Annotated in this window: 14 protein-coding genes and 3 pseudogenes; 5 read left to right on the top strand and 12 right to left on the bottom strand. The window is 68.9% G+C overall.

What is annotated here, in order from left to right; genetic code table 11:
• Positions 1–290: 290 nt before the first annotated feature.
• The 6 genes and pseudogenes from AB0D34_RS27605 to AB0D34_RS27580 form a co-directional block, all read right to left on the bottom strand.
• Positions 291–479 (bottom strand): annotated as a pseudogene (locus AB0D34_RS27605) (MBL fold metallo-hydrolase); the annotation flags it as partial.
• 598 nt (positions 480–1,077) lie between these two features.
• Complete coding sequence (locus AB0D34_RS27600) at positions 1,078–2,769, bottom strand: ABC transporter family substrate-binding protein (protein WP_362665858.1); 1,692 nt, start codon at positions 2,767–2,769, stop codon at positions 1,078–1,080.
• Positions 2,770–2,830: 61 nt separating this feature from the next.
• The gene (locus tag AB0D34_RS27595; RefSeq protein WP_362665855.1) at positions 2,831–4,966 is read right to left on the bottom strand and encodes an ABC transporter ATP-binding protein; all 2,136 of its coding nucleotides are present in this window, start codon (positions 4,964–4,966) and stop codon (positions 2,831–2,833) included.
• Positions 4,963–5,922, bottom strand: a complete 960-nt coding sequence (locus tag AB0D34_RS27590; RefSeq protein WP_007381258.1) for an ABC transporter permease — start codon at positions 5,920–5,922, stop codon at positions 4,963–4,965. Before AB0D34_RS27590 ends, AB0D34_RS27595 begins: the two co-directional genes overlap by 4 nt.
• Before the next feature lie 55 nt (positions 5,923–5,977).
• On the bottom strand, positions 5,978–6,958 hold the full coding sequence (locus AB0D34_RS27585) for an ABC transporter permease (RefSeq protein ID WP_362665853.1): 981 nt from the start codon (positions 6,956–6,958) through the stop codon (positions 5,978–5,980).
• Positions 6,959–7,608: 650 nt separating this feature from the next.
• Positions 7,609–8,703, bottom strand: a pseudogene (locus AB0D34_RS27580) (integrase core domain-containing protein).
• A 325-nt stretch (positions 8,704–9,028) separates the two neighbouring features.
• Between AB0D34_RS27580 and AB0D34_RS27575 the strand changes: the two are divergent.
• Entirely contained in the window at positions 9,029–9,967 is a 939-nt protein-coding gene (locus AB0D34_RS27575) for an aminoglycoside phosphotransferase family protein (protein ID WP_362665851.1), read from the top strand.
• A 30-nt stretch (positions 9,968–9,997) separates the two neighbouring features.
• Positions 9,998–10,267, top strand: a complete 270-nt coding sequence (locus tag AB0D34_RS27570; protein ID WP_362665849.1) for a hypothetical protein — start codon at positions 9,998–10,000, stop codon at positions 10,265–10,267.
• A 484-nt stretch (positions 10,268–10,751) separates the two neighbouring features.
• Here AB0D34_RS27570 and AB0D34_RS27565 read toward each other — a convergent pair whose 3' ends face one another.
• Positions 10,752–11,402: an MBL fold metallo-hydrolase gene (locus AB0D34_RS27565; RefSeq protein ID WP_362665846.1), complete on the bottom strand. Its 651-nt coding sequence runs from the start codon at positions 11,400–11,402 to the stop codon at positions 10,752–10,754.
• 10 nt (positions 11,403–11,412) lie between these two features.
• Entirely contained in the window at positions 11,413–12,135 is a 723-nt protein-coding gene (locus AB0D34_RS27560) for a maleylpyruvate isomerase family mycothiol-dependent enzyme (RefSeq protein WP_362665844.1), read from the bottom strand.
• Positions 12,136–12,367: 232 nt separating this feature from the next.
• Here AB0D34_RS27560 and uvrA point away from each other — a divergent pair, with 232 nt between their 5' ends.
• Entirely contained in the window at positions 12,368–15,388 is a 3,021-nt protein-coding gene (uvrA, locus tag AB0D34_RS27555) for an excinuclease ABC subunit UvrA (protein WP_362665842.1), read from the top strand.
• An 81-nt stretch (positions 15,389–15,469) separates the two neighbouring features.
• Here uvrA and AB0D34_RS27550 read toward each other — a convergent pair whose 3' ends face one another.
• The 4 genes from AB0D34_RS27550 to AB0D34_RS27535 all read right to left on the bottom strand — a co-directional run bounded on the left by AB0D34_RS27550 (position 15,470) and on the right by AB0D34_RS27535 (position 19,240).
• The gene (locus tag AB0D34_RS27550) at positions 15,470–16,381 is read right to left on the bottom strand and encodes a carbohydrate kinase (protein WP_362665839.1); all 912 of its coding nucleotides are present in this window, start codon (positions 16,379–16,381) and stop codon (positions 15,470–15,472) included.
• Positions 16,378–17,484, bottom strand: a complete 1,107-nt coding sequence (locus AB0D34_RS27545) for a LacI family DNA-binding transcriptional regulator (RefSeq protein WP_362665836.1) — start codon at positions 17,482–17,484, stop codon at positions 16,378–16,380. Before AB0D34_RS27545 ends, AB0D34_RS27550 begins: the two co-directional genes overlap by 4 nt.
• 212 nt (positions 17,485–17,696) lie before the next feature.
• On the bottom strand, positions 17,697–18,653 hold the full coding sequence (locus tag AB0D34_RS27540) for a hypothetical protein (protein WP_362665834.1): 957 nt from the start codon (positions 18,651–18,653) through the stop codon (positions 17,697–17,699).
• A 212-nt stretch (positions 18,654–18,865) separates the two neighbouring features.
• Entirely contained in the window at positions 18,866–19,240 is a 375-nt protein-coding gene (locus tag AB0D34_RS27535) for a response regulator (protein WP_362665832.1), read from the bottom strand.
• 208 nt (positions 19,241–19,448) lie between these two features.
• On the opposite strand from AB0D34_RS27535, the gene AB0D34_RS27530 reads away from it, so the two are divergent.
• Both AB0D34_RS27530 and AB0D34_RS27525 read left to right on the top strand, forming a co-directional pair.
• The gene (locus AB0D34_RS27530) at positions 19,449–20,834 is read left to right on the top strand and encodes a sugar ABC transporter substrate-binding protein (RefSeq protein ID WP_362665830.1); all 1,386 of its coding nucleotides are present in this window, start codon (positions 19,449–19,451) and stop codon (positions 20,832–20,834) included.
• Positions 20,835–20,983: 149 nt separating this feature from the next.
• Positions 20,984–23,245 (top strand): annotated as a pseudogene (locus tag AB0D34_RS27525) (nitrate- and nitrite sensing domain-containing protein); the annotation flags it as partial.
• Positions 23,246–23,298 lie beyond the last annotated feature (53 nt).

The following is a 23,298-nucleotide window of genomic DNA, read 5'->3' as shown; positions in this document are numbered from 1 at the left end:
AGAGTGGCAGTCCGCTGTCCCGTTTGTCGAGGTCACGACGGCAATCGTCCGCATATTGGGAACGGGTGTTGCATTCTCGTGAACACTTTTCGGACAGGCCGGGTAGCCGGGGCCGCCGGTCGAGGGCGGGGATCGAAAGACCGGCGGCCCGTACCGCGCAGGAGCCGTCATCCTGTGCGGGGCTGCCTCCAGTTGACTGCGCAACCACCTGCGCCGGGAGCGCGTGTGTGGCACCGGCGTGTGTGAAGGATTCACACGGGGCGCGCAACTCCGCTGTCGCGCCCCGGCGTTCACCACCCCCGCGCGTGCCACTCCGGCAGCTGCGGCCGCTCCGCACCCAGCGTCGTGTCGTTGCCGTGTCCCGGGTAGACCCAGGTCTCGTCCGGCAGGGCGCCGAAGATCTTCGTCTCGACGTCGTGGATCAGGCTGGCGAACGCCTGTGGATCCTTGCGGGTGTTGCCGACGCCGCCCGGGAACACCAAAGGTCACCGGGTAACACAACAAATGTGACCGCCAACCCTGCCCCGCCCGCACCGTGGCGTTCCCGTACGCCCGTATGAGCGAGGACCCCCGTGACCTGAAGCGCGGTGTCGACCGACAGATGGACGACCCCGAGCCTTCGCTGCAGACAACGTCTGGGAGATCGGCGCTGAGTACATCGAGAACGACAAGGTTCCGGCAAGGGCAGGGTAAGCAGCCGTCCGGGCTGGTCTGGGGGCGGTTCAGCTCACAGTGGGCACCACGTACGTCTTCCGGCGCGGCCAGTGGGATCAGTCCGGTGATCTGGCCCACGACGTAGCGGGTCGAGGCGAGGGCTCTTTCGTGCCGACCGGGCGGGGGCGAGACCTGGTCGCCAACGACGTAGAGGCTGGCGCCGTGAGGCTGCAGCAGTTGCTGGTAGGTCTCCCGTCTGGCTGGAGGCCTCGGGACGCCAGGCAGGCTCTCACTGTCCTCGATGGAGTGCAGCTCCATCACACCCCACCGGGTGCTCGCGACCTGCCGGCTACCCGGAGCCACAGGCGTCACGCTCCCGAGGCTTCCCGGAATTCCTCGGACCCTCCGCCCACGGACACTCCCTTACCGGGTGAAGCCGATGTCCTGGTAGCGCGGGTCCGCGAAGCCGTAGGCGCCGAGGTTGACCAGGGTGCTCTTGACGGCCTTGATGTCGGGGCGCTGGTAGAGCGGGAGCAGGTTGGCCTGCTTCCAGATCAGGGTGTCGGCGAAGTTGGTGTCGGTGATGGCCTGGGCCGGGTCGAGATCTGCGGAGGCCTTCTTCATGGCGGCGTCGAGCTCGTCGCTGCCCACACCGGTGTAGTTCTGCTGGATGTCGGAGCCCACGGGCTTGGCGTAGATCGACTGGGTCGAGGAGGTCGGGAAGGGGGTCCCGATCCAGGAGAAGACAGTCAGGTCGAAGTTGCCCGGGGTGACGTACTTGTCGAAGAAGTTCTGGAGTGGCACGGACTTGATGTTCAGCTTGATGCCCACGGCCTTGAGCATCGGCTGCATCAGCTTGCCCTCGTTGGCCGAGACGCTGACGGCGGCTGGGATGACGAGGTTGAGTTCGAGCGTCTTGCCGTTCTTCTTACGGTACTCGCCGTCGAGCTTCCAGCCTGCCGCTTCCAGCGAGGCCTTGGACTTGGCCGGGTCGTACGTTCCGTACTCGCCGGCGTTGTCCTTGTAGCCCTTCTGGTTGGTGACGTAGAAGTGGTTGTTCAGCGGCGTCGGTGTCCAGCCCAGGCCCTGGAGGTCGGACTTGGCGATGGCGTCACGGCTGAGTGCCTGGGTGACGGCCTGCCGCACGGCGGCGTCCTTGAGGGCGCCCTGGGTGCCGTTGATGGTGAGGTGACGGTAGTTCGGGCCTGCGGCCTCACGGATGGAGGCGCCCTTGACGGCCTTGGCCTCCTTGTAGGCGGCCGGGTCCGGGCCGACGTCGAAGAAGTCGACCTCGCCGTTGGCGAAGGCTCCGGCGGTGGCGTCGGAGTCCAGCGCACGATAGATGATCTTGTCGAGGATCGCCTTGTCGCCCCACCAGGTGCTGTCGCGGACAACGGTCAGGGTCTTCGCGGTCTTGTCGATGCTGCCGAACTTGAAGGGGCCCGCGGTGACCGGGATCTTGCCCAGGTAACCGTTGTTGAAGCCGTCCGGGGTGCTGGTGACCGAGGCCGGGTAGAGCGGGCTGAACAGACTCTTCCAGTCGCCGAAGGAGCTGGTGAAGGTGACGATCACCTCCTGGTCGCTCTTGCCCTTGGCGACGCTCTTGATCAGGTCGTAGCCGGTACTGGAGGAGATCTTGTACTTGGTGTTCTTCCCGTTCAGGGCGGTCCACTGGGACAAGAAGTCCTTGTACGAGAGCGCTGTGCCGTCGGACCACTTGGCCTTCGGGTTGATCTCGTAGGTGACAACCTGCTTGCCGGACCTCTTGTCCACGGTGGCCGAGGTCACGTAGTCGGGGTCGGGGCTCACGACGCCGGTGGCGTCCGACTTCATGATGATCGGCATCAGGGCGCGCTCGACGTCATAGCCGTCGGCAAGCGTGCCGTCGATCTCGTTGTAGTTGAAGTTCTCCGCGATCTCGCCCAGCGGCCAGTTGAGGGTGCCGCCCTGCTTCAGCTTGGTCCGGTCCGTCGCGGCGATGTTGTTCGCGGTGGACTTGGGGACTGAGGTCTTCTTGCTGTCGTCCTTGGTGTCGCCTCCGCCGCACGCGGTCAGGGTCAGTGCGCCGGTGGTGACCAGGGTGATCAGCGCAAGGGACGTACGGGTTCTCTTCAAGGGTGCTCTCCTCATACGGTGCAGAGTGGGACAGGGACGGTGAGAAGCAGGGGCGTTGTGCCTACAGCACCGCGGCGGCCGCCGCGTAGTGACAGGCGGCGCTGTGGCCGGGACGGTTGTCGATGAGGTCGTGCAGGGCCGGGTCCTCGTCGCGGCAGCGGGTGCGGGCCGCCTCGTCGAGGGCGGTGAACTTGGGGCAGCGGTTGCGGAACCGGCAGCCGCTCGGTACCTCCGCCGGGCTCGGCAGATCGCCGGTAAGCAGGATTCGCTTGCGCTGCCGCTCCTTGTGCGGGTCGGGCAGCGGCACGGCCGACAGCAGGGCCTGGGTGTAGGGGTGGGAGGGAGCTTCGAAGATCGACTCGGCGCTGCCCAGTTCGACGATCCGTCCGAGGTACATCACGGCGATCCGGTCGGCGATGTGCCGTACGACGGTCAGGTCGTGGGCGACGAAGAGATAGCTCAGCCCGAGCCGGGCCTTGAGTTCGTCCAGCAGATTGAGCACGCCGGCCTGGATGGAGACGTCCAGCGCCGAGACCGGCTCGTCGAGGATCACCAGCTTGGGTTCCAGCGCCAGCGCGCGGGCGATGCTGATGCGCTGCCTTTGGCCGCCGGAGAACTCCGCCGGGAAACGTTCTGCGTGTTCGGGATCGAGTCCCACTTGGCGCAACAGTTCGGGTACGCGGGCGGCGATCCGGTTCTTGGCCCAGCCGTGCGTCGTCAGCGGTTCGGCGATGATGTCACCGACCGGCATCCGGGCGTCCAGAGCGGCCAAGGGGTCCTGGAAGACCACTTGGAGGTCGCGGCGCAGTGCCTTGCGGTCACTGCCCTTGAGGCCCCGGATGTCCCTGCCGAACACGGTGACCGTCCCGGCCTGCCCGCTGGGCAGGTCCAGGATCTCCAGAAGGGTGGTGGTCTTGCCGCAGCCGGACTCCCCGACCAGTCCCAGGGTTTCGCCCTCGCGGATGTCGAAGCCGATGCCGTCCACCGCCCGGACGGTGCCGACCTGCCGCTTGAACACCGCGCCCTTCATCAGCGGGAAGTGCTTGACCAGGCCGTCGATCTCCAGAACCGTCGCCCGTTCCTCCCGGGGCACCTGAGCCACTGCCGTCGTCTGCGGCGGCTCCGGTACCGGGTAGATCTCGGAGGGGACCAGGGAGCCGCCCTCGGCCATTTCGTGGCTGCGGTGGCAGGCGGTGAAGTGGCTCCTGTTGTCCGCCGCGTCGGCCTCCGTCGCGAGCAGCTCCGGCTCGGCCTCGCGGCAACGGTCCACGGCGATGGGGCAGCGTGTCTGGAAAGGGCAGCCCAGCGGCAGGTCGTGCAGCGAGGGCGGGTTGCCGTCGATGGGAGTGAGGACGTGCTGCCGGTCGTCATCGAGCCGGGGGATCGAGCCCAGCAGGCCGATGGTATAGGGCATGCGCGGCGTGTAGTAGACCTCGTCCACCGAACCGGTCTCGACCGGTCGGCCCGCGTACATCACCTGGACCCGGTCGGCGAATCCGGCCACCACCCCGAGGTCGTGGGTGATCACGACGATGGCGGCGCCGGTGACCTCCTGAGCGGTCTTGAGGACATCCAGGATCTGCGCCTGGATGGTGACGTCCAGAGCGGTGGTCGGCTCGTCGGCGATGATCACTTTGGGGTCGTTGGCAATGGCCATCGCGATCACCGCGCGCTGCCGCATGCCGCCGGAGAACTCGTGCGGGAAGGCGTCCGCCCGGCGGGCGGGGTCGGGAATGCCGACCATGTCGAGCAGTTCGATCGTGCGCTTGCGGGCCGCGGCCTTGTCCAGGTCCTGGTGGATCCGGAGGGCCTCGATTATCTGGTCGCCCACCGTGTACACGGGGGTCAGCGCGGACAGCGGGTCCTGGAAGACCATGGCGATGTCCTTACCGCGGATCCGGGTCATCGACCGGTCGTCCAGGCCCAGCAGCTCGTTCCCGTGGAGCTTTACGGAGCCGCTCACCGCGGCCGTCTCGGGCAGCAGGCCAAGAACCGCCATGGACGACACCGACTTGCCCGATCCCGACTCGCCGACGATGCCCAGTACCTCGCCCGGCCGCACCGAGAAGGAGACACCGCGCACCGCGCGGACATCACCGGCCTCGCTCGGGAAGGTGACATGCAGGTCGGTGACTTCCAGAGCGGGGGCGAGCTCCGGTTCTGCGGTCAGCTCGCGGCTGCTCAGAATGGCGGTCACGTCGTGGGTCCTTCCGGGGACTTGCGGTTCTTCCTGGCCTTGGCGCGGCTGGAGTTGGGGTCGAGGGCGTCGCGCAGCCCGTCGCCGATGAAGGCGATGGACAGGCAGATCAGAACGAGGCAGCCGGCCGGGAAGTAGAACAGCCACGGAAAGGAGGGGGCGGCCGGAGTGCCGGTGGCAATCACCGTGCCGAGCGACACATCGGGCGCCTGCACACCGAAACCGAAGTACGACAGGCTGGTCTCGCCGATGATCGCGGTACCCACCTGGATGGTTCCGTCGATGATCAGCATCGAGGCCATCGACGGCAGGATGTGCCGGAAGATGATCACCGGGGCCGGTACGCCCATGTACTTCGCGGCCTTGACGAATTCACGGTCCTTCAGCGTCAGCGTCATGCTGCGTACCACCCGGCCGGTGATCATCCAGCTGAACGCAGCCAGCAGCACCACGAAGACCAGCCAGGTCGTCCCCTGGAACAGGGGCGAAAGCACCGCGATGATAAGGAAGTTGGGCATCACCAGCAGCAGGTCCACCACCCACATCAGGCCGCGGTCCGTCCAGCCGCCGAAGTAGCCCGCGCTCGCCCCGACGGCCGCTGCCACAACGGTACAGATGACGCCGGTGAGAAGACCGATGACCAGGGACTTCTGCATGCCTCTGGCGGTCAGCGCGAACAGGTCGGAGCCGGTCTGGTCGGTGCCGAACCAGTGGCTGGCCGACGGCGGCTGCTGGAAGGCGTTGAAGTCCAGGTCCGTATAGCTCCACTTGTAGAACAGCGGGGCCACATAGGCCATCAGGAACAGCAGGGCGAGCATCAGCAGTCCAAAGAGCGCTGTGCGGTTGCGCGCGAAACGGATGGCCGTGAGTCGGGTCCGGCTTCTGCGTCGAGGGGTCGGCTGGGCTGTGACGGCGACGGGTGCTGCGGGTTGTGCGGAAGGAGTCTGGACGGCCATGGGGGCTTTCCTCTGGGCGCGGGATCGGGGCGGGCTCGACGGGGGCGAGAGGATCTCAGTTCACCCGTACGCGCGGATCGAGAGCCGCGTACAGCAGGTCGGACAACAGGCCCGCGATCAGGACGATCACGGCGGTGAACAGGCCGACGGCGGCGGTGGCGTTCACGTCATTGGTGCTGATCGAGTTGATCAGCCACTCGCCCATACCGTGCCAGCCGAAGATCTTCTCGGTGAAGGTGGCGCCGGTGAAGAGAAGGACGACGTTGTAGACGAGAAGCGGCACGACCGGCAGGACCGCGGTGCGCAGACCGTGCTTCATCAGGGCGGCCCGTCGGCTCAGACCCTTGGCGCGGGCCGTGCGCAGGAAGTCGCTGCCCAGCACGTCGAGCATTGAACTGCGCTGGTAGCGGCTGTACAGAGCTACCTGGATGATGATCAGAGTCAGGCTGGGCAGCAGCAGATGCTGAAGTCGGCTCAGGAGGATATCGCCCGTGCCGCTCAACCCGGGGTCGTACTCCCCGGTGTACTCGATGACCTTGTGTCCCACCGCGTCGTTGAGGTCGATGGCCCAGAGCTTCAGCGTTACAGCGATCACGAACACCGGCATGGCGAGCACGCCGAATGACGCCAGGGTCGAGATTCGGTCCGATGCCCGGTATTGCCTGATGGCTCCCCACGCGCCGACCATGACTCCGCCCACGGAGCCCAGCAGCGTCGAGATGAGCAGCAGTCGGGTGCTCACGCCGACCCGGCGGCCGAACTCGTCATTGACCTGACCGCCGGTGACGGTACGCCCGAGATCGCCGTGCGCCACGCCGTTCGCCCAGTGGCCGAAGCGGACCAGGAGGGGCTTGTCGGGGTTGAGGTTGTAGTCGTTGAGCGTGGACGTCACCGAAGCGGCCGAGGGCTTCGGGTTGCGGCCCTCGAAGTTGGCTCTCGGGTTGAGACTGATCGCCGCGAGGGCGTACGTGAGGGAGGCCGCGATGATGACCAGCGCCAGGTAGTTGACGAAACGGCGCAACATGAATCGGCCCACGTGCTCAGCTCTCTTGTGTGGCCCTCACCCAGGCGTTACGGGTTCGAGCGATGACTTCCAGGCAAACTCATGAATAAATGCGCAGCAGTTACGCCGGTCAGCCCCGTGCGGACTGTGCGCAGAATTTTCGTTCCTGAAACAACCCTGGAACGACCCGCCCTTGTGTTCGTTCGCGTCCTGGCCCGGACTCCGCAGTTCCCAGGGGGACTTGGGGGGTTGGATGGACTTTCGCAACTCATTTATGGCGGCGTCAATGAGCGTCGCTAGTCTTGATGAATCCTTGATCTACTTTGCGGAAATCTGACCTCAAGCGCGGGTTATCCCTCATTGACAGCGGATAGCGCGCGGTGAAAAAAGGGCTGATGCGGATCCGCCGGAGGGGTATCCCTCACACCACCCTTCACCGTGCGGGTGCGATGTCCTCAAGCCCCTCCGTACGCCACAGACGTGTGGGCAGCAGTCCGCGCGGCACCAGGACGAAGCCCACCGCGACCAAGCAGGATCGCGGCGTGGACGCCAAGCGCTTGACCCGGCAGGCCCCCGGCCAGCCCTCCGAGTGGCGGGGCCGCCCCAGGTGATCACCCGCTTCGAGGCGTCGACGCCGAGCACGCGCGGGACGCTGCGCCTGCCGGTAACGTCATCCATGCAGGTCAAGCGGCATGTTGATACTCGTGGATCACACCGCCGAGTCGGTTGTGTCGGCGTATGCTCAGGCGGGTGATTCGGTCTGGATCTGTGATCGGTTCCGGGGCGGCCCGCAGCGGAGCCGATGGGTTCATGGCCTGGTGGGGTCTGTGTTCGTTGTGATGGGTCTCGAACTCGCGTAGCGCGTGGCGTAGATGGTTCTCGTTCCAGACCAGGGTGCGGTCCAGGAGTTCGTGACGGCAGGTCTGGATCCAGCGTTCCATGATGGAGTTCATCCGGGGGACGCGGATGCCGCTGAGGGCGGTTTCGACGCCGGCGTCGGCGAGGATCTGATCGAACAGGGCGGGGAACTTCGCATCCCGGTCCCGGATCAGATATTTGACGCTCGCGCCCGCGTCCTCGAGGTCCATGACAAGGCTCCTCGCCACCTGAGTGACCGAGGACGCGGTCGGGTGGGCCGTGGTACCCAGGGCGCGGATGCGCCGGGTTCCGTGCTCGATGACGGCCAGGATGTACCGACGCTTCCCGGTCAGGGTGACGGCTTCGATGAAGTCGAGGTCAGGAGCGCGTCGGCCTGCGAGCGCAGGAGTCGGCCCAGGTGGTGGCCCCCAGGTCGGGGGCCGGGTCGATGCCCTCGGCTTTCAGGATCTCCCAGACCGTGGACGCCGCCACCTTGATCCCGACGGTGGCCAGTTCGCCGTGCATGCGGCGATAACCTCAGGACGGATTCTCCCGGACAAGGCGAAGGACCAGGACGCGGATGGGGCGCACGGTACGCGACCGACCCGGGCGCAGGGGCCGGGAGGCGCTCGCGTGACGCCGCCGTACCAGGTCGCGGTGCCGGCGCAGGACCGTGTCGACCCGCACGAGCAGGCGCAGTCGGCGCAGCGACTCACAGGGCAGGTTTGCCAGGAGGGCGGCCAGGAAAGCCCGATGCTCGGGTTCGAGCTGCACCTTGACAGCCCGAGCTGCCGCTGCACGACCGTGAGCTGATGTCGCAGGACCAGGATCTCGACGCCCTTGTCACGGTCGCTCATCGGCAGCAGCCGCAGGACCGAGAAGGCGTTCGTCACAGCCAGGTAGGCAAATCGCAGCAACACAGTCGATGACATGCCGCACCCGCCCAGAGTCGCCACGAACGGTGGCCCCCGTAGGCAGTTCTCTGCGGCACTCCGGGCTCAGACACCTCGCGGAGAAGGGCCGTTCCGCCCCCGAGTTGCAGGCCAAGTCCCGGAAAGCACCTGGGGACGCTGGGTCACTACGTCAAACTCGGCGAGGAGATTTCCGCCCGCGTCACCGCCGAGAATGATGAGCACAACCGCCGCCGTCGACGCTGACATCCGCCCGGCCGCGCCCGCCACGAGATCAAGGGAGCCCATGGAATTCCGGTCGATTGAGCGCGTTCCGCAGGCATTCCAGCAGTCGGTGAGCGCCGAGGATATCGGGAACGTCTGCCGACGGGCGTTCGGGGGCGCCGCCACGCCGGTGTCCGCCGTCGAGCTGGCCACGGGGATGTACAACAACGTGTACCGCGTGAACCTGGCCGGACGGGATCGGCCGGTGATCCTGCGGGTCGCGCCGGAAGAGGGCCGCCAGTTCCACAGTGAGCGCCACCTGATGCGCAAAGAGTACGGCAGTGTGCCGTGGCTGGCGGTGATCGCGCCGCTGATGCCGCAGGTCCTCGCCGTGGACTGGTCGCACGAGGTGATCGGCCGGGACTGGATGATCCAGACCCACCTGGACGGCGTCCCGGCTCCGGAGCAACTGGGGACGTATCCGCGCACGGCGTGGCCGGTGTTCTTCCGGCAGATGGGCGTGATCGCCCGTTCCGTGCACGATGTGAGGGGACCGCACTTCGGGCCCGTCGGCGGCCCGGGGCACGGGACGTGGAGCGAGGCTGTGATCACGTCGCTGGAGGAGATCGCCGCCGACCTGGACGGTGCCGGCCTGGACGCGGCCGACGTACGGAAGGTCGCCGCTGTGGCCGCGCACGACCGTGCCGTGCTCGACGAGGTCACCGAACCGGGGCTGCTGACCGGGGACCTGTGGACGGTCAACGTGATGCTCGACGCCGGGGCCGCGGAGCCAACGATCACCGGGGTGCTCGACATGGACCGCACCTGGTGGGGCGACCCGGCCGCGGACTGGACGATCCGGATGGCGACGGCGAAGCAGGACGAGCGCGTGGCGTTCTGGGAGGCGTACGGGGAGCGGGACGGCTCTCCCGCCGCGGTATGGCGTTCGCTGGTCTACGAGGTCCGGCACCTTGGTGCCGTTCGTCTGGAGCGCCACCGGCTGGGCAACGCCGCTGGGGTGAAGAACACCTACGACGCAGTGGCCGCCGTTCTGGCCGACCTGGGCTGACGTTCCCAGACCACTTGTGCGCCAGGTCGGTTGGAGGACTCAGGCGGTGACGGCGACTCTGCGCAGGAGGTGGGCGGTGGGCAGGCGTCGGCGGGCTTCGCTTTTCAGGAGTTCGCCGGAGACGAGCACTGGTGGTTTGCCGGCACGGAGGTCACCTGGGACGAGATATTCGCTGCAGTCGACTCCTTTGGGGCCGAGAACCTCCTCGCCGTAGAGCGCATCCCTGGCCGCATCGGAGTCCGGCCGACTCCCCTGGGCATCAAGTTCGCCCTCTCCCTCATGACCTTGAGGACTTCATGAGCACTCAGTAGTCCCACTCTTCGAACGTCACCAACAACTTCGGTGACAACTACTGTGGCAGCGTCGTCGTCCAAGGGGACGCCCCAACAGCAATCTCGCCACGGGCGGAGGCAACACCCTGACTGTCAATCAGGGCGTGGATGGAGACGCGCTTGCCTCACTCGTCGCCCAGCTGCGACAGATCGCGCCGACCCTGGAGCTCGCACAGGAAGACGTCGGGGAACTCGCCGAGGAGATCGACACCCTTGAGGGCGAAGGAACCGAACCGACCCGGGCCGCAGGATCATGCGTCGAATCGCACACATCGTCACGCCCGCCCTGCCTGCAGCTGCAGCGGCGGGTGCCGACGCAGCTGTCCAGGCGGCCATCTCGGCGGGTACGGGAACTCTTCACCTGACCGTCTCGGTGCGGTGGTCGCTGGCTCCGACCGACTGCCAGAGACGCGGCTATCCCCAAGTGCCACCAGGGCGGCGATGCCGCCGACCTACCAGCCCCGCTCGTGCCACTCGCCGAGGCGGGGCCGCTCGGTGCCGAGTGTGGTGTCGTTGCCGTGGCCCGGGTAGATCCAAGTCTCGTCCGGGAGCACGAAGACCTTCGCTTCTAGGCCCGACATCAACGACTCGAAGTCCTCGGGACGTGTTGTCCGACCAGGCCCCCCGGGGAAGAGACAGTCCCCGGTGAACACATGGGGATGTCCGTGCGGGTCGTCGTAGACGAGGGCGATGGAGCCCGGCGTGTGGCCGACCAGGTGGCGTGCGGTCAGCTGCACGTGGCCCACGGAGATGACGTCGCCGTCGTCGATCAGGACGTCCGTGGGCACGGGGATGCCGTCGGCGTCGTCCCGGCCGGCGTACGTACGCGCGCGCGTGGCCGTGACGACCTCGGCGAGCGCCTGCCAGTGGTCGCCGTGCTGGTGGGTGGTGACGACCGACATGATGCCGTCGTCACCGATCATGCCCAGCAGGGTGTGCGCGTCGTTGGCGGCGTCGATCAGGAGCTGCTCGTCGGTGGCCCGGCAGCGCAGCAGATAGGCGTTGTTGTTCATCGGACCGACCGCGATCTTGGTGATCATCAGGTCCTTGAGCTCGTGCACGTCGGCGGGTCCGCCGACCGTCACCTGTCCGCTGTACGTCATGACGGTCAGCCTATAGCGGGGGCAGCGAGGGGAGGGCGCCTCCGCGCACCGTCAGTGCGGAGCCGTCCCGGCGGCCGGCGAGCCAGCCGAGCAGGTCGGCGGGGGTGCCGCTGACGACCGTCGCGTCGCCCGCCGCGCCCCCGCCGGTGGTCCAGTTGCCGGTACCGAAGCCGTTGCCGGAGGTCCACACCCGTCCCGAGTCCGTGACCAGCGCCGTCGACGGCACGCTCGGGTGTCCCGCGAACCGCTCGGCCAGGAAGTCGATCTCGCGGTAGGTGAACTCCTCGGGGAGGTCCTCCAGCTCGTACCCGATCCCGAGGTCCACGTGATGCAGCTCCACCTCCACCCACCGCCGGAACGGCACCCGGGACGCCGAGTCGGTGACCCCGTTGCGCAGTTCGACCGTGCGCGACCAGTCCGCCGGTGCGGCTCCCTCCGCCTGGAAGCGGGCGGCACTGTCACGGAGGTCGGCGAGCTGGACGTCGAGGGGGCGGGGGGCGTCCCGCTCGATGTCCGCGTCGCGCGCCTCGCCGGTGGGGTACATCGGCAGCCCCCTCAGAACGTTCACGAGGGCGTCTGCGTTGCGGGCCAGGTGTGCGAGGACATGTCCACGGCTCCAGCCCGGCAGCCGTGACGACTCCGTCACGGACGCGTTGTCCAGCTTGGCGGCTGCGGTCAGCAGCCGCTCGGTCGCACCACGTACAGACTCCAGGTCATGAGCGTGATCAATCATGGTGCTGACCCTACTAGCCCCGCCACACCTTTGGGTGAAGGTGGTGAAGCAGTGCCGTAAATCGAAAGCGCGTGCTATATGGTCGGGTGCGGCGTCGGGCATGCTGGATGGCGGGGGATTGTTATGCCTCCGGGGAATCCGACCGGCGTTGTCAGTGGCTCCCCCTAGTCTGAGAAAGCACGGGGGCCTCGCCCCTGTCACTCCTCTCAAGCCAAGAAAGGTGCGGACCGGCGTGGCCGACCGTCTCATCGTCCGTGGCGCGCGCGAGCACAACCTGAAGAACGTCTCGCTCGACCTGCCTCGCGACTCGCTCATCGTCTTCACGGGCCTGTCCGGGTCGGGCAAGTCCTCCCTGGCCTTCGACACCATCTTCGCCGAGGGTCAGCGCCGCTACGTGGAGTCGCTCTCCTCGTACGCCCGCCAGTTCCTCGGCCAGATGGACAAGCCCGACGTCGACTTCATCGAGGGCCTGTCGCCCGCGGTCTCCATCGACCAGAAGTCGACCTCGCGCAACCCGCGCTCGACGGTCGGCACCATCACCGAGGTCTACGACTACCTGCGCCTGCTCTTCGCGCGCATCGGCAAGCCGCACTGCCCCGAGTGCCGCCGGCCGATCTCGCGCCAGTCGCCGCAGGCCATCGTCGACCGGGTCCTGGAGCTGCCGGAGGGGAGCCGCTTCCAGGTGCTCTCGCCGCTGGTGCGGGAGCGCAAGGGGGAGTTCGTCGACCTCTTCGCCGATCTCCAGACCAAGGGCTACAGCCGCGCGCGTGTGGACGGCGCGACCGTCCAGCTCTCCAACCCGCCCACGCTCAAGAAGCAGGAGAAGCACACCATCGAGGTGGTCATCGACCGTCTCACGGTGAAGGACTCTGCCAAGCGCCGTCTCACCGACTCCGTGGAGACCGCACTCGGACTCTCCGGCGGCATGGTCGTGCTCGACTTCGTCGACCTCCCCGAGGACGACCCCGAGCGGGAGCGGATGTTCTCGGAGCACCTGTACTGCCCGTACGACGACCTGTCCTTCGAGGAGCTGGAGCCCCGCTCCTTCTCCTTCAACTCGCCCTTCGGCGCCTGCCCCGAGTGCACCGGCATCGGCACCCGCATGGAGGTCGACCCGGAGCTGATCGTCCCCGACGAGGACAAGTCACTCGACGAGGGCGCCATCCACCCCTGGTCGCACGGCCACACCAAGGACTACTTCGGCCGCCTCATCGGGGCCCTCGCGGACGCGCTAGGGTTCCGGACGGACATCCCCTTCGCCGGACTGCCCCAGCGCGCCAAGAAGGCCCTGCTGTACGGCCACAAGACGCAGATCGAGGTCCGCTACCGCAACCGGTACGGCCGCGAGCGGGTCTACACGACACCCTTCGAAGGGGCCGTGCCCTTCGTCAAGCGCCGGCACAGCGAGTCCGAGAGCGACGCCAGCCGGGAGCGCTTCGAGGGCTATATGCGCGAGGTGCCCTGTCCCACCTGTGAGGGCACCCGTCTGAAGCCGCTCGTCCTCGCGGTCACCGTCATGGACAAGTCGATCGCCGAGGTCTCCGGCATGTCCATCAGCGACTGCGCGGACTTCCTGGGCGAGCTGAAGCTCAGCGCCCGCGACAAGAAGATCGCCGAGCGGGTGCTGAAGGAGGTCAACGAACGGCTCAAGTTCCTGGTCGACGTCGGCCTGGACTACCTCTCGCTGAACCGCGCGGCCGGCACCCTCTCCGGCGGCGAGGCCCAGCGCATCCGCCTGGCCACCCAGATCGGCTCCGGACTCGTCGGCGTCCTGTACGTCCTCGACGAGCCGTCCATCGGCCTGCACCAGCGCGACAACCACCGGCTCATCGAGACCCTGGTCCGGCTGCGCGACATGGGCAACACGCTCATCGTCGTCGAGCACGACGAGGACACCATCAAGGTCGCCGACTGGGTCGTCGACATCGGCCCCGGCGCGGGTGAGCACGGCGGCAAGGTCGTCCACAGCGGCTCCCTCAAGGAGCTTCTGGTCAACGACGAGTCGCAGACCGGGCAGTACCTCTCGGGCAAGAAGGCCATCCCGCTGCCCGACATCCGCCGCCCCCTCGACCCGTCCCGGCAGCTCACCGTGCACGGGGCCCGCGAGAACAACCTCCAGGACATCGACGTGTCCTTCCCGCTGGGCGTGTTCACGGCGGTCACCGGTGTCTCGGGCTCCGGCAAGTCGACCCTGGTCAACGACATCCTGTACACCCACCTGGCGCGCGAGCTCAACGGCGCGAGGAGTGTTCCGGGCCGCCACACGCGTGTGGACGGCGACGACCTCGTCGACAAGGTCGTGCACGTCGACCAGTCGCCCATCGGCCGCACCCCGCGTTCGAACCCGGCGACGTACACCGGCGTCTTCGACCACGTGCGCAAGCTGTTCGCCGAGACCACCGAAGCGAAGGTCCGCGGCTACATGCCCGGCCGCTTCTCCTTCAACGTCAAGGGCGGCCGCTGCGAGAACTGCGCGGGCGACGGCACCATCAAGATCGAGATGAACTTCCTCCCGGACGTCTACGTCCCCTGTGAGGTCTGCCACGGCGCCCGCTACAACCGGGAGACCCTGGAGGTCCACTACAAGGGCAAGTCCATCGCCGACGTCCTGAACATGCCGATCGAGGAGGCCACGGACTTCTTCGAGGCCGTCCCCGCGATCGCCCGGCACCTCAACACCCTCAAGGACGTCGGCCTCGGCTACGTCCGTCTCGGCCAGGCCGCGACCACCCTGTCCGGGGGCGAGGCCCAGCGCGTGAAGCTCGCCAGCGAGCTCCAGAAGCGGTCCACCGGCCGTACGGTCTACGTCCTGGACGAGCCGACCACCGGTCTGCACTTCGAGGACATCAGCAAGCTGCTGAAGGTCCTGTCAGGACTGGTCGACAAGGGCAACACCGTCATCGTCATCGAGCACAACCTCGATGTGATCAAGACGGCCGACTGGGTCGTCGACATGGGCCCCGAGGGCGGCGCGGGCGGCGGACTCGTCGTCGCCGAGGGCACCCCGGAGGAGGTCGCCGGAGTCCCGGCCAGCCACACCGGCAAGTTCCTCAGGGAGATCCTCGGCGCCGACCGGATCAGCGACGGGTCCTCGGTCAAGGCCCCGCGCAAGGCACCGGCCAGGAAGACGGCCGCGGCGAAGAAGACGGTCGCCGCCAACAAGTCGACGGCGAAGAAGACGGCGACGGCCAGGACGACGACCGCGGATAAGACCACGCCGGCGAAGAAGACGACCCGGGCCCGCAAGGCCTGAAACAACCAGCTCGGACACATCCGAGAAGGACACAGGACGAGCGGTGCCCCGCGGGGCACCGCTCGTTCGTTCCAACGGCCCTTACAGCCCACCCAGTTCCGACGCGTACGGCGGCTGCGCCCCCGCCCGTGAGCAAGTGATCGCCGCCGCACGGGCTGCGAACCGCAACAGCAGCGTCCAGTCGTCCGTACCCAGGCTCGCGAACCCCTCCGGGGACAACGCGTCGAGGGCGGCCAGGCCGTGCAGCAGGGCCGCGTTCACGGTGTCGCCGGCGCCGATCGTGTCCACCACGTCGACCTTCTCGCCCGGCACGGGAAGCGCCGCCCCGTCCCGGGTGAACACGGTCAGCCCGTCACCGCCATGGGTGATCACGACGGCCGAGGGGCCCGCGGCCAGCCACTCGCGCGGGGTGCCGCCCAGCCATAGCGCGTCCTCCTCGGAGAGCTTGAGCAGTGACACCGACGGCAGCCAGCTCTTGAAGCGGGCCCGGTAGGCGTCCGCGTCCGGGATCAGCCCGGCCCGGATGTTCGGGTCGAGCGCGGTGAACACACCCTGAGCGGCAGCGGTTCGCAGCAGTTCCTCGTAGGCGCTCGCCCCCGGCTCCAGGACGAGCGAGCAGGTGCCGAAGGACACCGCGCGCGTGCCGTTGGGAAGTTCGGCGGGGGCCGTGAACAGGCGGTCGGCGGTGCCGTCGACGTAGAAGGAGTAGGCGGCCGAGCCGTGGGTGTCGATCGTGGCGACCGCGAGCGTGGTGGGTTCGCTACCGCGCTGCACGGCGGAGACGTCCACCCCGGCCTCCCGCAACCCGTCGAGCAGGGCCTCACCGAAGGCGTCGAGCGAGGTGCGCGAGCAGAAGGCGGTGGGGGAGCCGAGCCGGCCGAGGGCCACGGCGGTGTTGTAGGGACCGCCGCCGAGGGCAGGCTTGAGGCCCGCGAGGGCGCCCCTGCCCTGCGGTACCAGGTCGATCAGGGCCTCACCGGCGACGACGATCACGAGACGGTTCCTTTCTCGAACTGCGAGGGCTGTGAGGACTGCGAGGCCTGCGAGGCCTGCGAAAGCTGTACGGAACGCGCCGCCCCCTCCTCGGGGCAGCCGCACGACGTGCGATGGACCAGGACGCAGCCGAGGCGCACGGTCCGCGCAGGTCGGTCCGGCGCGTCGAGGCGTTCCAGGAGCACCCGGACCGCCTGGGCGCCGATCTCCCTGCTGGGCTGGGCGATCGCGGTGAGCCGGGGCGAGAACAGGTCGGCCCAGGCGAAGTCGTCGAAGCAGCACAGGGCGAGGTCGTCCGGTACGGAGAGACCGCGGTCGCGCAGCGCGCGCAGGGCCCCGATGGTCATCGCGTTGTTGGCGGTGACCAGAGCGGTGGGCGGGGAGGCGCGGGAGAGCAGGGCGGCGGTGGCGCGCTCGGCTCCGGCGGACTCGGAGTCGCCGTGCACGACGAGATGATCGTCGTAGGGGAGACCGGCGGCCGTCAGGCCCTGTCGGTAACCGGAGATCCGTTCGACGGTGGTGCTCAGCCCGGGCAGGCCGGCCACCAGACCGATGCGCCGGTGGCCGAGTCCGGCGAGATGGGTGACCAGCCGGGCCGTCGGCTCGGTGTTCTCGGCGCAGACCTGGTCGAAGCGCTGGTCGACGTCCCCGGGGACATCCACCAGCCGGTCGAGGAAGACGGCCGGGACCTCGTGGCGCCCCAAGTAGGAGACGAGTTCGCGTGGGTCCGCCGAGGGCGCGACGATCATGCCGTCCACGCGCCGTTCGTGCAGCAGCTGGACGACCTTGCGCTCGTGCTCGGGGTCGTCGTGCGGGTCGGCGATGAGCAGGCTGTAGCCGTGTTCCAGGGCGCTCGCCTCGACGCCCTGGAGGATCTCGGTGAAGTAGGGATTGCTGATCGCCGACACCGCGAGCCCGATGGAACGGGTGCGGGAGGTCACCAGGGAGCGGGCCAGGGTGTTGGGGGTGTAGCCGAGCTCGTCGACGGCGTCCAGCACGGCCTGGCGGGTCCGGGGCAGGACCGGCCGGGTGCCGTTGAGGACATGCGAGACGGTCGCCACCGACACCCCCGCACTGCGTGCCACGTCGGCCATGGTCGGCATGGAGTCCCCCTCCCGGAACGGCGCCCGCGGGACACCGGAACGGGGGCCCTCGGCCGGGAAGGTATCTCATTCGCAGGCGCACGTAAACGCTTGCGCAAGCGTTTACGTGCCGTCACCGCCTCGGCACCGGGCCCCCGAGCACTTGCAGCGCGTCGCTGACTGTCTGGTGCAACTGTCCCTGCTGCCCGGCGGCTCGACGGCGCCCGGCCTCGTCACTCCCATTCCCACCCGATCCCCACGACCCCCGACCGCACCCGCGGCTCGACGAGGTGCACCGAGTGGTGGTGACCGGTGGGCGCCAGTTCCTGGCGGCCGCTGCGGGGGGCCGCGGGGGAGTGCTGGGCGAAGCGGTGACAGCGCAGCGGCAGGGCGTTCTCGTCGAAGCGGACCTGGAGCGCGTACTGCCCGCCGGGCGTGCCGAAGCCGCGGACGTACTCGTGGGAGACCCCGGCCGTGCCGTCCTCGACGCGATAGCGGAAGAGGAAGGTGTCACCGGCCCGCAGCCGGGCGTCGAGCAGCAGCTCGGCCACGAGCACCCCCGTGGCGTGATGCGAACGGACGCGCCCCGTACGGCAGTTCTCCAGGGCGCGCACGGTCATGAGCTCGGGGACGCACCCCGGGTCGCCGTGATGGACGGCCATGAAGCGGTCCACGCCCTCCCGGTGGGCGCGCACGATGTGGTGCGACTCGAGGCTGAGCAGCTCACGGCGGGCCCCGATCCCTATGTGCTCATGGTGGCCGAGGGTGTGCAGCCCGCCGTCGAGCGGCGAGTCCAGCTCGCCCAGCAGTTGTTCGAGGACATCCGAGGCGGCCAGGAGAGAGCGGTAGGAACGGGCCGCGGGCCGCTCGGCGGCCGGCCGGTCCTCGCTCTCGGCGAGCAGCCTGATCAGCGACTCCTCCGGAAGCTGCAGGATCTCCTCCAGCGCCCGCACGGCCCGCAGCGACTCGGGCCGCTGCGGTCGCCTGGCCCCCTGCTGCCAGTAACTCAGGCTGGTGACACCGACCTTGACCCCGTGCCGTGACAGATGGTGCTGGACGCGCTGCAGCGGCAGCCCGCGGGCGGCGATCGCGGCGCGCAGCGCGACGTGGAAGGGGCCGCCTCGCAGGGCCGTGTCCAGTTCCGCGGCGGCGAAGGTCGCGACGTCCGCGTGCTGTGTGGCGTGCGGCATGCAGGGGCCTTTCTGTGCAGGTCCGAGCGGCTGGTCAGGCCGTTTCCTGAGGGTGCGTCGGGGTCGTCCGCGGCGGTGCGGGCGGAGGCTTCACATCCGTACGCCGTCGTTCCCGGCCCCGAGTTCCCCCGCATTGAAGCGTGTTGACCAAGTCCCGACAACACTTGTCGCCGAACAGCCGTGTACTCACGGCCGGAACACGGCCCGCCCGGTCAGCCGGGATCGGCCTCCCCGCCGCGGTCCAGCAACTCCCTGATCGCCCGCGCGGACAACGCCGACTTGGACAGGAAGCCGCGTGCCGGACTGCCGGCCACGAGTTCCTCGACGTCCTCCAGCGCGTGCGTGGAGATCAGGATGATGACGGCGGAGACGCTGCGGGCCAGCTCCACGGCCACCTCGAAGCCGTTCTCGCCGTTCAGGTCGAGATCGACCAGGACGACGTCCGGGGTCAGCTCCGCGGCCCGTACGAGAGCCTCCGTACCTGACAGGGCGACGCCGACGACCGGTATCCCGTCGCGCTCCAGCAGACTTCGCGCGGCCTCCAGGAACCGGATGCTGTCATCGACGAGAAGACAGCGCATGGACATGCGGACAGGGTCCCAAGCGGTGGGTGTTCGCGCTTTCCGGCTACCTGGAAAGACTCCGGGCGGATTGCTTCCGGGTCTCTGGGAATGTGCTCAAGTCCCGTACCGGATCCATCAGTTGTCGTTCACCCAGCGCAGCGGCAGGTCACGGCGGGTAGCATGTGGGCTGCCCTGGGAAGGCCGCGGAAGTCCGGTCGAGTGGGGGTGCGCGATGAAGGCGCCGGTCGGAAACGTCGCAAGGGGCCAAAGGCGTCGCGCCCTGGCCTCGATACTGGTGGGAGCCGCGCTGCTGCTCGCCGCGTGCGGTGGCGGGGGAGGTGACGGCGACCGGGCCGACCGGACGCGCGCCGACACGACCTGCGACGGCAGGATCGACGGCACCGCGACCATCACGGTGTGGTTCCACGCGGGGTCGAGCGCCGAGTCCGACACCCTGCGCCGCCAGGTCCAGGACTTCAACAAGGCACAGCGGCAGGTACGGGTCGAGGTGGTCACGCTTCCCGAGCAGCGGCCGTACAACGAACTGGTGCTCTCCGCCGCGGCCAGCGGCGACCTCCCTGACCTGCTCGACTTCGACGGGCCCCGGCTCTACAGCCACGCCTGGTCCGGCAGGATCAAGCCGATCGACTCGTGCGTGCCCATTGCGCTCCGCCAGGACCTGCTGCCGTCGATCCGCCAACAGGGCACCTACGCCGGACGGTTGTACGGCATCGGCACCTTCGACTCCGGGCTGGGGCTCTATGTGCGGCCGTCGGTCCTGAAGAAGGCCGGCATCCGCATTCCCGAAGGGGCCGAGGACGCCTGGACCGCCGACGAGTTCACGAAGATCCTGCGCACGCTGCGCAAGGCGGGCTACGCCTACCCGCTCGACATGATGCTCGGCGACGCGGGTCCCGGCGAGGAGTGGAGCACGTACGGTTTCGCGCCGGCGATCTGGTCGGCGGGTGGTGATCTCATCGACCCGAAGACCTTCCGCACGGCCGACGGCTTCCTCAACGGGCCCGAGTCCGTCGGAGCGCTCACTCTCATGCGGAACTGGGTCGAGGAAGGGCTCGTCGAGCCGGGCAGAAGCGGAGACCAGGCCTTCGACGAGGGGCGCAGCGTGATCGCCTGGATCGGCCACTGGCGGTACCCGGATTACCGCAGGGCGCACCCCGGTGACGTGGCGATCGTGCCGCTGCCCGACTTCGGTGAGGGCAGCGTGACCGGGATGGGCTCCTGGCAGTGGGGTGTGCCCTCGGGCGGGGCCGACGGCGACGCCGTATGGCGCTTCCTCGCCTATCTGCTGAGGCCGGACCAGGTCCACCGGATGAGCGTGGCCAACGGCGCGATCCCGGCCACGAACAGCGCGGTGCGGCTCTCGCCGCAGTACGCCGAGGGTGGCGCCGAGCGCCTGTTCATCGAGCAGTTGACGGACCGTGTCGCCCGGCCGAGGCCGCGGACGCCCGCGTATCCGGCGATCACCGAGGCGTTCTCCCGGGCCTTTCCGAAGATCATGATCGACGGGGCGCCGGTGAAGGCCACTCTCGACGAGGCGGTCGAGGCCGTCGACAAGGACCTGGCCGCCCACGACGGTTATCCGCGGGACGGATCCTGAGCCGCCGCCGACACTCATGGACGGCGGGGGAGTTCCCGGGCATGCTGAAGAAGCTGCTTGAAGCCGGGTCACGACACCACAGAGGGGTGTTTCGGATGACGGAACCCAACGGCCCGACACACGGAAGCGGCAACGCCTGAGGCCCTGTCATGCGCCGCTCACCGATCGGACGAAGCCCCCGGAACGCGCACCGCGTCCCGCTCCTCGCCCGGCTGCGCGTGGGCCGGAAACTGATGCTGCTGGTCCTGCTGCCGGTGACCGGACTGCTCGTCTTCACCGCCTTCAGCTCAGTGACCCAGTGGCGGGAGGTGCGCGCCCTGCGCGGCTTCCACACCGGGACCGAAGTGTCCTTCGCGGCCATCGAGGTCACCGACGCGGTCGCACAGGAACGGCTCGCCGCCGTCAGGGCCCGGCTGGGTCCCGGCCCCGGCATCCTGGCCGAGCGGACCACCGGCGAAGTCCTGGCACGCGCCGCGGCACGCGCCGCCTCGTGGTCCGGGTCCGACGTGGCCGGAGACCTCGCCGCCCTCGGCCGTCGACTGCACGCGCTGCGCGTCGAGACGAACACCGGCTCCCTCACCGCCCCCGACATCGCCGAGCGGTACGGCAACGTCCAGGACAGCCTGCTCGACGACGTCAGCGCCCTCGAATCCGGGCGCCCCACCCGGGCGGCGGGCCGCGCCGCCGACGCCCACATCGCGCTCCTGCGGGCCATCGAGGCGGCCGAACGCGAGCAGGCGGAGGTCGCCGTCCTGCTCGCCGGGCCCGCGAGCCGCCCCACCGGCGCCGGACGCTGGCCCGCCCTCGAAACCGCCCAGCTGGACGCCTTCCGGGAGAACACCTCGGCCGAACTGCGGACCCGGCTCTACGTCGTCCAGTTCCAGGACCCCGGCCGGACCGTCCGCGGCGTCCGCGACCTGCTCGCCACCGCCCGCCCGGACAGTGCCCGCTGGCCGTCGTACGAACGCTGGCTGGCCGACTCCGGGGCCCGCATCGACGCCCTGCGCGGCATCCAGGACCGGGCCGCGCGTGAACTCGACACCACGGCCGGCCACGACCGTCGCCACGCGGAGACCCGCGTGGTGCGCGACCTCACCGTCTCCCTCGCCGTCCTCGCCCTCGTCACCTTCCTCGCCCTCGCGCTCAGCCGCTCGATCACCCGCCCCCTCGGCCAGGTCTCCGCGGGCGCCCGGGCCCTGTCGTACGGCGACCTCTCGTACGACATCCGGTACGACGGCCGCGACGAACTGGGCGAAGTCGCCGACACCTTCCGCGAACTGCGGGTGACCACCGAGCGGCTGGCCGGCGAGATCCGCGGGATGAACACGGCGATCGACCACAACCGTCTCGAACACCGCGCCGACGAGGCCTCTTTCGAGGGCACCTGGAGTCAGTTGCTCGGCGGCATGAACGGCACCATGGCCTCCTTCGCGGCGGCGCACGGGCGGCGCGAGAAGGCCGAGCAGGAACTGGCGGGCATCTTCAACCTCTCCCTGGACCTGCTCTGCATCAGCGGGGTCGACGGCTACTTCAAGCGGGTCAACCCGGCCTTCGAGCGCACCTTGGGCCACCCGCGCGAGACGATCCTGTCGACGCCGTTCATCGAGTTCGTGCACGAGGAGGACCGGGACGTCACCCGTGCGGCCCTGGCGCGGCTCGCGGGCGGTGCCGAGGTCGCCGAGTTCGAGAACCGCTACCTGCGTGCCGACGGTACCGAGTGCTGGCTGCAGTGGAGCGCCCGGCCGGTCCCCGAGGAAGGTCTCGTCTACGCCACCGCCCGCGACGTCACCGAGAGCCGCCGCACCGCCCGGGAACAGGCCGCGCTGCGCCGGGTCGCCACGCTGGTGGCCCACGGCGCCCCGCCGCCCGAGGTGTTCGCGAAGGTGGCCCAGGAGGTGGGGAAGCTGCTGGACACCACCGCGGCCGTGCTGCGGCAGGAGCCCGACGGCAGCCAGACGGTCCTCGGGACCGTGCTCGGCATCCCGGCGGAACTGGAACAGTCCACGCGCGAGGCACGCAGGAAGGCGGGGCGCGAGGCGGTCGACGAGGTCGTCAGGACCCGGCGCGCCGCCCATGTCGGCCACGCCGTGGGCGCGCCCATCGTCGTCGACGACCGGCTGTGGGGCTTCATCCTCGCGGCCTCCACGCTGGACACGCTGCCCGCCGGCACCGAGTCGCGGCTGGCCGACTTCACGGAACTCGTCGCCACCGCCATCGCCAACGCCGACAGCCGTGCCCAGCTCACCGCCTCACGCGCGCGCGTGGTGGCCGCCTCGGACGCCTCCCGGCGGCGTATCGAGCGCGACCTGCACGACGGTGTCCAGCAACGGCTCGTCGCCCTCCAGCTGGACCTGCGGCTCGCCGAGACCCTGGTGACCGACCCGTCCTCGGAGCTGGCCGAGCAACTGGCGCACGTCGGCAAAGGCCTCGACGACGCCTTCCAGGACCTGCTCCAGGTGGCCCG

It is taken from the genome of Streptomyces sp. NPDC048420, assembly GCF_040651535.1.
Lineage (GTDB): Bacteria > Actinomycetota > Actinomycetes > Streptomycetales > Streptomycetaceae > Streptomyces.
Note: the sequence above shows the minus strand (reverse complement) of the source record. Positions and strands in the feature narration are given on the sequence as shown.